Genomic DNA, 12564 nt, shown 5'->3' on the forward strand with positions numbered 1-12564 from the left:
AATGTGTTCAGGATTACATTGAACGGTTTTACAACAACTGGCGCAGGCATTCGGCACTTGATTATAAGTGTCCGACTCAGTATGAGCGGGATTGTCCCGTTGCCGCCTAAAAAACTGTCCAGTAAACCGGGGTCAGATCACCTTCCTGATTATCGGGGTGGTCATAGTCAGGTCAGTCCTCGTTTGCCTCATCAAAAGGAGTACATCTTTTGTCATCAAAACGGTCAGAATATCAAAAGTTTTAAAGGGACCATTCGTTTTATCATGAGAAGGAATGGAATAACGGATGTAACCGCCCATGGTTTGAGAAAGACCTTTTGTAGTCAGTTGGGACGCTCTGGTGTGCATCCCAAGGTGGCTCAGAGGCTCATGGGACATTCCGATATCCGTTTAACAATGGATGTTTACACGGAGATCGGTGATGAGGACTTAAGAAATGCCGTAAACGCATTGCCTAGTATTGTGGAAATGAGATGCTCTCAACTGACTGTCATTAATGGTCAGAAGGAATGTGGGGGGAGAACAGGACGAGAAAAAGTATGAGCCAACGGGGAGAATCGAACTCCCGACCTGCGGTTTACGATACCGCTGCTCTACCGGCTGAGCTACGTTGGCTTGAATGTTGTGGCGATATTATGGCGACGGATAGAATCAAAAACCACTGCATTTTGCAACTATTTGATTTTACAAGTCCAATTGCCACAGTTTTTTTGACGAGCTTTTCATTACGAATGAGCTGCTCTACCAACTGAGCTATGTTGGCCTTTATGCCAGCAGTTTTGCTGTGCGGGCTTGTGTTGTTATCGCATTTTCTGAGGCGTTTGATTTGATTCTCATTTTATAGAACGACCTCCAAACGAAGAAAGTGCCGATCAGGAAGAAAATTGTTCCCACCCAGTGAACATATTGAGCGGCTCCTTCGGAAATCGCGATTTCAACAGCCAGCAATCCAAACAACGTTGTGAATTTGATAATCGGATTCAAAGCCACGGAAGACGTGTCCTTATAGGGATCTCCCACTGTGTCGCCCACAACCGTTGCGGCGTGAAGGGGAGTTCCTTTTTCTTTCATCTCCACTTCAACGAGCTTCTTGGCATTGTCCCAAGCGCCGCCGCCATTGGCCATGAAAATTGCTTGATAGAGTCCGAATACGGCGATCGAAATAAGATAACCGACAAAGAATGTGGGACTAAAGCACGCGAAGGCCAGTGTGAAACAGAAAATCACGCCGAAGATGTTGACCATTCCGGCTTGCGCATATTGCGTGCAAATTTTCACCACTTCTTTGGAATCATGAATGGAGGCTTTGGTGGCTCCTTCGAGACGGATATTTTTCTTGATATATTCCACCGCGCGATAAGCACCGGTTGTAACGGCTTGCATGGAAGCTCCGGTAAACCAGTAGATCACCGCACCACCCGTGATAATTCCCAACAAAACATGCGGATCGATAATAGAAAGTTCCGCACCAATTTTTTCCCAATGGAAATGTTCTTTCAAAAGTAGAATGAGGGAAAAAATCATCGTGGTGGCTCCGATAACCGCAGTGGCAATCAACACGGGCTTCGCCGTTGCTTTAAATGTGTTGCCGGCTCCGTCGTTTTCTTCAAGGAAATGTTTTCCTTTTACAAAGTTGGGTGTGAAGCCGAAATCTTTTTGAACTTCCTGATTGATATTTGGAACTTGTTCAATGAGGGATAATTCAAAAACAGACTGGGCGTTGTCGGTCACGGGACCATAGCTATCAACCGCGATGGTGACAGGTCCCATTCCCAAAAGACCAAATGCGACCAGACCGAAAGCGAACACGGTAGGATAACCCATGTAGGTTTCAAGGCCGTACTGACTGGCCAGAAAGGCAACAAACATGAGGCCGATAATGGAGATGCCTTTCCAAAAACAGCTGAAATTTCCCGCAACGAGTCCGGAGAGAATGACCAATGATGCTCCGCCTTCTTTCCCGGCGCTCACAATTTCCTGAACGTGTTTGGAATGACAGCTGGTAAAAACTTTTGTGAGCTCGGGGATAATGGCGGCGGCCAATGTTCCGCAACTGATGATGATGGAAAGTGTGAGCCAGAGACTGCCATAGTTTGCGTGCAACAAAAGATAGCTGACACCAAATGTAACGCCAATCGAAATTAGAGAAGTAAGCCAGACCAGTTCAGTCAACGGAGCTTCGAAATTGAATTTATCTTTTTCTTTGAGGCGAATGGCCGTGACCACACTGTTGAGTGCGTAAGCACCAATGGATGTCAGGATCATCAAAACGCGCATTGCAAAAATCCAGATGATGAAATCGGATTTGAATTGAGGCAGGACCGCCAACACAATGAAGGTGATTAACGCAACGCCCGTTACGCCATAGGTTTCAAAACCGTCCGCGGTAGGACCAACGCTGTCTCCGGCGTTGTCACCAGTACAGTCAGCAATCACGCCCGGGTTTCTGGCGTCGTCTTCTTTAATATTGAAAACGATTTTCATGAGGTCGGAACCGATGTCGGCGATCTTTGTGAAAATACCACCACAGATTCTTAAGGCGGAAGCACCGAGTGATTCGCCGATGGCAAAACCAATGAAGCAAGAACCGGCCGCAGTTGGATTTACAAAAAGAAGAATGGTCAGCATCATGATCAACTCAATGCAAATCAAGAGAACGCCGATGCTGATTCCTGCGCGTAAGGGAATTTTACAGACCCAATATGGCTTTCCGCGAAGCGAAGCAAAAGCGGTGCGACTGTTGGCAAGCGTGTTGATTCGGATTCCAAACCAGGCGACGGAGAAAGAGCCCAGAATACCAATCACCGACCAGCCAAGGATTGTCAAAACGCGATCGAGCGGCATGCCCAGCAGAGAATAAAAATAGTAGAAAATGCAGGCACCGATGAAGAGTTCCAGAACAATCAGAAGTTTGGCTTGCTGGAAAAGATAGGTTTTGCATGTTTCGTAAATGATATTGGAAACTTCCAACATAGATTTATGAGCGGGGAGTCGTTTGACTTTGAGATATTCAAACAGACCAAAAAGCATTCCCAAAATGCAAACTCCCAAACCGCCATACATCAAATCTCTTCCAAAAAAAGTTTTCCCGAAGAGAACAAACTGAGATGTCAGTTTCGGCAAAACCAGACTCGCTTCCCCTGCCGCGTGGGCAAATTGAGGGGCGAGGATCGCGGCCACAAAGACCAGCCAAAATTTCTTTATCATTATAATGCCTCCTGTTTTGTTGGATCGTTGAAAACCGGTAGAAGGAATAGAAATTTACAGATTTTGTCAACTGCATTATGGGGGAAGGACTATGGACCAAGGACAAGGGACCATGGACTATGGACCAAGGACTTAAGATGAAGAAAATTTTGATTACCTCCGGACCCACACGGATGTCTCTTGATGCGATGCGGTTTATCAGTAATCGCTCAACAGGCCGCTTCGGGACTTTGATGGCGGAAGAGGCTCTCAAAAAGGGTGCCCGTGTTACCTTTATATATGGTGTGGGGAGTGAGACTCCAAAACCGCATCCTCGTTTAAAATTAATTGAGATTGAGACGAATAGGGATGTGGCCGATGCTTTGAAGAGGGAGTTGCGTCATCATTATAATGTATGCATTCACGCCATGGCTGTTTTGGATTTTCAGCCGGTGCTTGTGCGCAAAGGAAAAACAAAAACGAAAAACGGAATTTGGAATTTATGTCTGGTACCCACCCCCAAAATCATTAACCAAATTAAAAAATGGTCTCCCAAAATTTTATTGGTAGGATTTAAACTGGAGGTGGGAGTGAGCCAGAGCACTCTTTTAAAAAGTGCCCGCAATTTGCTTCGCCAAACCAAAGCCGATCTGGTTCTGGCAAATCAGCTGACCGAGGGTAAAGATGCAAATCATCCGGGTTACCTCCTCGATTCAGAAGGTAGCATCCTCGCCCGAGCTCGGGGAAAACAAAATTTGGCAAGATTGATTATTAAAGTGATTAAAAAATCTGGTTTACATCATAAAGTTTGAAGGTTAAGGGGAATCGAAATTTGCCGAGGTGTTGGAATGGTATACAAGGTGGTCTCAAAAACCACTGGGCTCCGGCCCGTGCGGGTTCAACTCCCGCCCTCGGCACCAATTAAAAATGGAAGCTTTATGAAAGTTCGTGATATTATCAAACTCGTTGAAAAGAATGGATGGTTTTTAGTCCGAACAAGAGGGAGTCATAGACAATATAAACATCCGGAGAAAGACGGACTCGTTACTATTGCGGCTCATTCCATGAGCGATGATTTGGCGCATGGTACTTGAATAGTGTTTTAAAACAGGCAGGTCTGAAGGAGGTGAAACAAAAATGAATCGATTTTTAATGATTGTTGAAAAAGCAGGACAAAATTATTCCGCTTATTCTCCCGATATTCCCGGATGTGTAGCTACGGGGGCAACGAGGGAAGAAGCTGAAAAAAATATGCATGAGGCCATACTGTTACACATTCAGGGTTTGAAAGAGGAGCACCAGCCCATCCCGGAATGCAATTCTTTTGCTGAATATATTATCATCGCGGCTTAGTCTTCAGCAATAAAACGCAAAACGTATACTCGAAACGTTGCCTAGGAATTACTTCCTCTTCTTTTTCTTGGTTGTTTCTTCTTCTTCCGTTGCTGTGACTTTTACCGTGCCGTCGGCAATTTCGCGGAGGGCTGTTACCACCTCTTTGTTTTTGCATTCAAGAGTGGCGGTGGCTCCCTTATAAAGCATTTTGGCCCGTTTAGCGGCGGCATGGACCAAGGCAAACCGGTTTTCAACTTTCGTTAAACAATCTTCGACAGTGACTCGTGCCATGGAAACCTCCTTGATTGAAACGGTGGACTATGGACCATGGACCATGCACTTCGTCAATCAATAAATTGAAGGTCCATAGTCTACGGTCCATGGTCCGTTTTCAGGGCGTTTGACGGTCCGGTCAAACTATGTTAACTCTGATTTATGCCGATAAAACGCCTAGTTGACCTGACGTTACCTGAATACCGGAATCGTCATCTTTTTACTGCGCGTTTGAGGCTCGCCATTTTCGTCGGTTTTTGGATTTTTTATCTCTATTTTTTCCATCCCGTTCTGGATCAACTCAGACCAGTCACCGCCATTGTCACGGCCTGTTTTGTTGTTACGACATTGGCCTATTTCTGCATTCTGAAAAACCGGTTTATCGGACTTTCTTTTATTTCTCACATTCTTTCGGATTTGGTCACGATTACGGTCATTATCTATCTGACGGACGGACCCTATAGCGATTTTTTCACAATCTACCTTTTCTATGTTTTTATATGCGGTGTTTTTTACGACTATCTTTTAGCTCTTTTTGTTGCGTTGGGTTGCGGTATTTTTTACGGCGCCTTTCTTGCTCTCTGCCAGATGCAGGTGATTCCACCCCTTATTCTGGATTGGGGAAATCTCATCCCCGCTGAATCCCATTCTCCCCAGTATCATTATTTTTTCTGGGCTTCTTTTTCTCTGCTGACGGTTTATGGAGTCAAAGTGGCGAGTCATTTCGGCCAGCAGAGAGAGCGATCGTTGGAAGCGCGTAACAAAGAACTGACGGCGCTGGCGCATATGAGCTCTACGATCCGTTCCACCATTTCCGTTGAAAAAGTTTTGGAACAGATTTTGAAAGGGATTCAATCGGGACTCGATCTTAGTTTGTCGGTGCTTGTGTTGTTTGACCGACAGAAAAATCAGATCCGGTTTCTTCCGCCAAAAAATCATCCGGCCATCAAAAAAATTCTTCCTCTCTTGGGAGATAACAAAACAGATTTTGTTTTTCCGCTTGATGTGCCTGAAAATTCGGCACTGCAAGCTCTTTATCATCACCAAATTATTTTTCGAAAACAGTTGGAAGAGGTGCTCATTGGAATTCAGCCGCCTCTTGGCAAAGAGGTGATGCAACAGATACAAACAACGATCGGTTTTAAAAAAATTGTGGGAGTACCGCTGGTCGCGGAAAGTGAATTGCTGGGTGCGTTGATCGGTTGCACGCCTTATGCGGTTGTCGATCCCCAAACAGTAACAACGCTGGAAGCTTTTGCCAATCAGGCGGCTTTGATTTTGGAAGCGGCTTTGTTGATTCAACGTCTTCGGGAAGCCAATACGAGTTTGAAAGAGGCAAACCGTGTGAAATCGGAATTTTTGGCTACGATGAGCCACGAGTTGCGCACTCCCTTGACTGCGATCATCGGATTTTCGGAACTTTTGTTGGAGGGGGTGATGGGGCGTTTGACGCAGGAACAACAGGATAGTCTGCGCGAAGTTTTGAATAACGGTGCAACGTTGCTCGATCTAATCAACAATCTGCTCGATATGGCGAAGGTTGATGCCGGGAAAATGACCCTTGAAATACAGCCCTTTAATCTTCCCGAACTTTTACAGCGCCTGACTCAAACTATCTCTTCTTTGATGCAAAGAAAAAATCTCACACTCAAACTTAATCTTCCAAAAGATGTGTCACCTTTTCGGGCGGACGAGAAAAAAATCCAGCAGGTCCTGTTAAATCTGCTTTCCAATGCCATCAAATTTACTCCCGAAGGGGGAATAATTGAAATCGATTTGAAATGTCATGGCGGTCCCAACTGGCTCGATGCAGTCCCGTGGAGTTCCAAAATAATAAAACAATCCCTTTTTGCCAATGGAGCTGTTGAGCTTTCCGTGGTAGACAATGGTATCGGTATCAAACAGGAAAATTTAACGAAAGTATTTGAAATGTTTTCACAGGGGGACAGTTCTGTAACAAGAAGTCATGGCGGAACAGGTTTGGGACTGACTTTGGCAAAACAGTTTGTGGAATTGCATAGGGGTGTGATTTGGGTGGAGAGCGAAGTGGGGAAGGGAACGAAATTCACAGTAATACTGCCAATCAGTTGATAACGGGTGCCTCTAGAACCCCGATTGTCATCCTGAACACATTCGCTTCGCTCAGTGTAAACTCCGTGAAGGATCTACTTGATAACAAATTGGATTCTTCGCAGAGTTTACCCTGAGCCCGAGCAGATTCTTCGCAGAGTTTACCCTGAGCCCGAGCAGATTCTTCGCTCCGCTCAGAATGACAAAGCGAAGGGCTCAGAATGACAAAGCGAAGGGCTCAGAATGACAAATAGAGTTTTATGGGAAGTTTCTTAAAACAATATCTCTGGGTGCTGGATCTGCTCACCATTTTTTTGTGCGCCTTTTTTGGCGCCAAGTTGACTAATGTTTATCTGGGACAGTGGTTTGGTGCCGATCAGGAAGGACTAAAACCTCCCGCTATTGAGGAAACAACAAATCTGTCAGTAGTCGCCCCCCCTTTTTCTGATTATAAAATAATTGCGGAGCGAAATATTTTTGATTCCACCGAACTTCCTCCCGAAGAACCTCCTCCAGACCTCAACGCTACCGCTGTTCCAACCGGCGAGGCTGTTAAAACGGGTTTGACGATCAAGGTGGTTGGAGTTTTGGTGGTGGGAGCGGGGATGGATGACCGCTCTTCGGCAACTATTGCCGGTGGGGAAGGGGGCCAGACCGATACTTATGCCGTAGGGAGTGAAAATGGTTTTGCTCCCAGCACCAAATTGACTAAAGTCAAACCGGACCGGATCGAATTTGTTCACAGTGGACGTCTGGAATATGCCTTGATTGAAGAAAATGGTGTCGAAAGCATTTTTGGCCCTCCCCCCTCTTTGACGGCCTCTTCCCCGACAGTACCCCAAGCGTCGAAAGAACCTGTTCCCGCCGGGCAGGGGATTAAAAAATCAGGTGAAAATAAGTTTGTTATCGACCATAAGGAAGTTCAAAACGCTCTTTCGAATATGGAACAACTCTACACCGACATTCGAGCGGTACCAAACTTTGCTGGAGGAAAAGTTTTGGGTATGAAGATTTTATCGGTGAAGCAAGGTTCTATTTTTGATAAGCTGGGCCTCCAGCGCGGAGATATTTTGGAGAGGATCAATAATCAGGAACTGGATGTGAAGAGGGGGTTTGAGATTTTCAACCAGTTGAAAGATGAAAAACGGCTCGTTTTGGATGTGGTGCGACAGGGAGCCAATCAAACAGTGGAATATGAAATTCGGTAGAAAAGGACAATGGACCATGGACCATGGACTAGAGACCTTTAGGGGGAGGGGGGTTTTTCTTTTATTGCTGGTCCTTGGTCTATGGTCCTTGGTCTATAGTCCTTCCTTCGCCCAACTTCCTGAAGGGTCGGCTACTTTGCCGGGTGCGGAGGAGGGAGCTCCACCGGGAGAAATGCCTTCATCACCTGATGTTCCGGAGAGTGCACCCCCGAATGGAGTACCGGAAAAACCGGAGGAGGAAGCCGCTGTCAACCCCAGTGATGAAAAAGTTTATCTCAATGTGCAAGATCAAGACATCAAAGAAGTGATTAAACAAATCAGCAAAGCCACGGGGCGTAATTTTATTATCGACAGCAAAGTCTCCGGCAAAGTGACCATCCTTTCCAATAAAATGATGACGAAAGAAGAAGCCTATCAGGCTTTTTTGTCCGCCTTGCAGGTCGCCGGTTTTACAACCGTTTCGGGGCCCGGAGGAATTTTGAAAATTATTCCCCTGAGAGACGCCAAAAATTTTCCGATTCCAACCCACATTGACACGACACCTTATACCGACAGCTACATCACCCGTCTTATCAAGATGGAAAATATCAGCGCTAATGACATGGCCGAAGCGATCAAGGGTTTGATTTCAAAAGACGGAAATTTGTTTGCCTATCCCGAAACAAACACGCTGGTGCTGACGGATTCGGGCACCAATATCGACCGGTTGATGAAGATTATTAAGGAGCTGGATCAGGAAGGCCCGCAACAGGTTGTCGAAATTATTCCGCTACACTATGCCGGTGCCAAAGAAATGGCCGGTATTATTCTCAATTTATTTGAAGAACAAAAGAAGCAAGGGGGTGGTGGTGCCAGACCCGGCGGTGGGGGTGGTTCTCTGGAAGAGATTGCACAGGTTTCCAAAATTATTGCCGATGAAAGAACCAATTCTCTTATCGTGTTGGCAAGCAAGCGGGCCATTGAGAAAGTCAGAGACATGATCAGCCGCCTTGATTCCAAATTGGAAGAAGGGGCAGAGGGGAAAATTCATGTCTATTATTTGAAATATGCAAAAGCCAAAGATTTGGTCACGGTTCTGCAGGGGCTTGCGGGACAAGCGGCCAAGGCGCCGGGGGCCGGTGGAGCGGTAGCTCAGGGGGCGGTCATTGCTGATTTGGAAGAATTTAAAATCGGTTCCGATGATGCCACCAATTCTCTTCTGATTACTTCGAATCTGAAAACGTTCAATACATTGATCGACAAGGTAATCAGCAAACTCGATATCCCCAGAAAACAGGTTTATCTGGAAGCTATGGTCATTGAATTTTCCTTAACGACCGACAAAAGAGCGGGAGTTTCTTGGACCGCCGGTGTTGCAGGGGGATCGACCGTCGGATTTGGAGAGGCGTTTAACCAGTTGGCCGGTTTGATTGATCCTTTCAATCCGGCAAATAAAGCCTCCGCTCTCCTGAATGCCCCCGGTCTTTTAGGCGGGGTTTTGAGCACCAGAACGGTGGCCGTCGAAGTGATCGGTGCCGACGGAGCAAAAAAGACGGTTAATATGCCAGCCTTCTCCGCTTTTTTAAATGCCCTTTCCGTTTTTGGAAACACCAATGTGATTGCCAGCCCCAATCTGATGGCCTTGGATAATGAAGAAGCAACGATCGAGATTATTCGGAAAGAACCGGAACCGGGAAGTAATATTCTTGGACCAAGTGGTCTTGTTTCACAGGGAAGTCCCGTACGTGTTGACGCGGGTTTAACCTTAAAGCTAACACCGCAAATTACCGAAAAAGGCTCAGTCCGAATGAAAATCGACCAGAAATATTCTTCTTTCACCACGGCCGCAAATCCCGGTTTGGGAACCCAAGCTATTGTGGAAAGAAAAGTAACCACTTCTGTTATCACGAATGATGCACAGACGGTGGTCATCGGCGGATTGATGGAAGATGATGTGACAACAACACGGACCAAGCTTCCGGTTTTGGGTGACATCCCTCTTTTGGGATATTTATTTCAGAAAAAGGAGTCCAACTCACGGAAGAAGAATCTTCTTTTGTTTGTAACTCCTTATGTGGTTCGCGATACCGATGACTTCAACCGGGTATTGGCCAAAAAACTGGGGCAACAGGAGGACTTCCTGAATACCACTATGAAAAAGAAAGAAAAATCAACCGTGGATAAGTTAATCAAGACACACGATTTTGATCTGCTCGATATTTTGGCGAAGAAACCGGGCCCTGTCACATCGGAACGAGCGGTTGTTCTTCCGGGCGGTGTTTATTCCACATCCAATAGCGCGCCGATTATTACGGCAAAACCGGAAGAGGAAAATCATGTAACCATTGTATTGCCTCCCCTGCCTCCCCCCGCAGAATCCGTCGATCAGAAACAAAAATCTGTTATTCCAACAACTACAATTCAGACTCAAACTCAAACTCAAACTCAAACTCAAACAACAACCCCGCCACCCGTGCAAATTATTCCCCCAAAAAAGAAACCCGCCAATCAGGTAAAAGCGGGGCCCGTCCCAGCAACAACAAAACCAAAAACCACTACGACAACGACCACCACCACAACAACAACCACCAAAACCCCCATAAAACGTCCCGCAGTAATTACCCTCCCCCCCGGCACCACCCCCGACATTGGTGAGTAATTTAACCAAGTTACATATAGTACCTGGTACCATATGTAACTCCCGATATTAATAATGCTTTATGGACCAACAGGGTGTTGAATGATATAATCTTTGCTGTAGTAAATCTTAGGGAAATCAATAATATAGGGGATATATGGAAGAAAGAAGTTTAGGGGCGATCCTTTTGGAGACGAGTTCATTGACGGAAGATCAGCTCCAACAAGGGTTAGCCGTTCAACGTGAAAAGGGGATTAAGCTGGGGGAAGCCCTCGTTCAGCTTAAATTTTTGCGCACGGAAGATATTCTCAAGGCTCTCTCTATTCAATTGGGTTTTCCCTATGAAAGCCGTATCGAAGTCGAATCAATTGATCCGGCGCTGGTGGAGCACCTACCCATTAACTATGCGAAAGATAATGAGGTTTTGCCGTTAAAGAAAGAAGATGGGTCTATCATTATAGCGATGGCCGATCCCAGCAATTTTAATGCTCTGGATGACCTGCGCCTCCTTTTTAATTCCGATGTCAAACCCGTCATTGCCGGTTCTTATGAAATCGTGAACGCGATTAACGCGGTCTACAACCGGACGACCGACAAGAGTGAACAGGTGATGAGTGAGTTGGATGAACAGATGGAAGAAATTGCGGAAGATTTCAACGAACCCGTCGATTTGCTCGACACCTCCGATGAAGCCCCAATTATTCGCCTCGTCAACTCTTTGATGTTTCGCGCTGTCAAACAGAAGGCCAGTGATATTCACATCGAACCTTTTGAAAAGGACCTTGCGGTTCGCTTCCGAATTGACGGTGTGCTCTACGATGTCATGCACCCACCCAAAAGGGCGCAGAACTCGATCATCTCTCGCGTAAAAATTATGGCGGGCTTGAACATTGCCGAAAAGAGAATTCCTCAAGATGGACGCATTCGAATCAAAATCGCCGGAAAAGATATCGATATTCGTGTGTCGACGATTCCAACCGCTTTTGGCGAAAGTGTTGTCATGCGTCTTTTGGATAAGACATCGGTGCTCATTGATGTTGAGACGCTGGGATTCATCGGGAAAAATCTGGAATATATACGGAGTGTCATCAACAAAGATCACGGAATTATTTTGGTGACGGGACCGACCGGTTCCGGAAAAACCACAACGCTTTATTCGTGTCTCTCTAAAATCAATTCTACGGAATTGAAAATCATTACGGTTGAAGACCCTGTTGAATACCAATTGCCCGGCATCAACCAAATGCAGGTTAATCCCAAAATTGATCTGACATTTGCGACGGGACTTCGTGCCTTTTTGCGCCAAGACCCCGATGTGATTATGGTGGGAGAAATTCGTGACCGGGAAACTGCGGAAATTGCGATTCAAGCGTCCTTAACCGGTCACTTGGTTTTGTCCACCATCCATACAAACGATGCGGCCGCAACGGTAACCCGTTTGATTGATATGGGCGTGGAACCCTTTTTGGTTTCGTCCTCCGTCATTTGTATTATTGCACAACGACTGATTCGAAGTGTTTGCAAAGATTGTGCGAGAAAATACACCCCTGAAGAAGTGGAATTAAAAAAAATTGGTTTGACACTGGAAGATCTTAAAGGCCGTCAATTCTACCGACCGGTTGGTTGTCCCAATTGTCTTGAAACCGGATATTCCGGACGTACTGGCATTCACGAAGTCATGATGATTGATGACGCCATTCGTGCAGAAATTGTGAAAGGGTCCGACGCTTCCTCCATCAAAAAAGTGGCTCAGGCACAGGGAATGAAAACAATCAGAGAAGATGCCGCGCAAAAAGTGTTGATGGGTTGGACAACCGTCGAAGAAATCATGCGCGCAACACAAGAAGATGCGGATTAACAAAATGCAAAAATCAA

The 12564-nt window shown here is 45.9% G+C and carries 10 protein-coding genes, 2 tRNA genes and 1 pseudogene; 10 read left to right on the forward strand and 3 right to left on the reverse strand.

Annotated elements, in window-relative coordinates; genetic code table 11:
* A partial coding sequence (locus HY877_01390) for an IS3 family transposase (GenBank protein MBI5298939.1) occupies window positions 1–110 on the forward strand: 110 nt, incomplete at its 5' end.
* Entirely contained in the window at window positions 82–543 is a 462-nt protein-coding gene (locus tag HY877_01395) for a tyrosine-type recombinase/integrase (GenBank protein MBI5298940.1), read from the forward strand. The genes HY877_01390 and HY877_01395, both read left to right, overlap by 29 nt.
* Here HY877_01395 and HY877_01400 read toward each other — a convergent pair.
* A tRNA-Thr gene (locus tag HY877_01400) sits at window positions 543–615 on the reverse strand. The genes HY877_01395 and HY877_01400 overlap by 1 nt on opposite strands.
* Before the next feature lie 150 nt (window positions 616–765).
* On the reverse strand, window positions 766–3207 hold the full coding sequence (locus HY877_01405; GenBank protein MBI5298941.1) for a sodium-translocating pyrophosphatase: 2442 nt from the start codon (window positions 3205–3207) through the stop codon (window positions 766–768).
* A 119-nt stretch (window positions 3208–3326) separates the two neighbouring features.
* On the opposite strand from HY877_01405, the gene HY877_01410 reads away from it, so the two are divergent.
* The 4 genes and pseudogenes from HY877_01410 (at window position 3327) to HY877_01425 (ending at window position 4539) form a co-directional block, all read left to right on the forward strand.
* Window positions 3327–3998, forward strand: coding sequence for a hypothetical protein (locus HY877_01410; protein MBI5298942.1), 672 nt, complete (start codon window positions 3327–3329; stop codon window positions 3996–3998).
* Window positions 3999–4020: 22 nt separating this feature from the next.
* Window positions 4021–4106 (forward strand) — tRNA-Leu (locus tag HY877_01415).
* A gap of 18 nt (window positions 4107–4124) precedes the next feature.
* Window positions 4125–4327 (forward strand): annotated as a pseudogene (locus HY877_01420) (type II toxin-antitoxin system HicA family toxin).
* The gene (locus HY877_01425; protein ID MBI5298943.1) at window positions 4324–4539 is read left to right on the forward strand and encodes a type II toxin-antitoxin system HicB family antitoxin; all 216 of its coding nucleotides are present in this window, start codon (window positions 4324–4326) and stop codon (window positions 4537–4539) included. The pseudogene HY877_01420 and the gene HY877_01425 overlap by 4 nt, the downstream one beginning before the upstream one ends.
* A gap of 48 nt (window positions 4540–4587) precedes the next feature.
* Here the strand turns inward: HY877_01425 and HY877_01430 are convergent, their stop codons facing one another.
* Window positions 4588–4812, reverse strand: a complete 225-nt coding sequence (locus tag HY877_01430; GenBank protein MBI5298944.1) for a DNA-directed RNA polymerase subunit omega — start codon at window positions 4810–4812, stop codon at window positions 4588–4590.
* Between the two features lie 144 nt (window positions 4813–4956).
* Here HY877_01430 and HY877_01435 point away from each other — a divergent pair, with 144 nt between their 5' ends.
* The 4 genes from HY877_01435 to gspE all read left to right on the forward strand — a co-directional run bounded on the left by HY877_01435 (window position 4957) and on the right by gspE (window position 12547).
* On the forward strand, window positions 4957–6885 hold the full coding sequence (locus HY877_01435; protein MBI5298945.1) for a HAMP domain-containing histidine kinase: 1929 nt from the start codon (window positions 4957–4959) through the stop codon (window positions 6883–6885).
* Window positions 6886–7124: 239 nt separating this feature from the next.
* Window positions 7125–8072, forward strand: a complete 948-nt coding sequence (locus HY877_01440; protein MBI5298946.1) for a hypothetical protein — start codon at window positions 7125–7127, stop codon at window positions 8070–8072.
* A 16-nt stretch (window positions 8073–8088) separates the two neighbouring features.
* Window positions 8089–10710, forward strand: a complete 2622-nt coding sequence (gspD, locus tag HY877_01445; protein ID MBI5298947.1) for a type II secretion system secretin GspD — start codon at window positions 8089–8091, stop codon at window positions 10708–10710.
* 136 nt (window positions 10711–10846) lie between these two features.
* On the forward strand, window positions 10847–12547 hold the full coding sequence (gene gspE / locus HY877_01450; GenBank protein ID MBI5298948.1) for a type II secretion system ATPase GspE: 1701 nt from the start codon (window positions 10847–10849) through the stop codon (window positions 12545–12547).
* Window positions 12548–12564: the final 17 nt, after the last annotated feature.

This window comes from Deltaproteobacteria bacterium (genome assembly GCA_016213065.1).
Classification (GTDB): domain Bacteria; phylum UBA10199; class UBA10199; order SPLOWO2-01-44-7; family SPLOWO2-01-44-7; genus JACRBV01.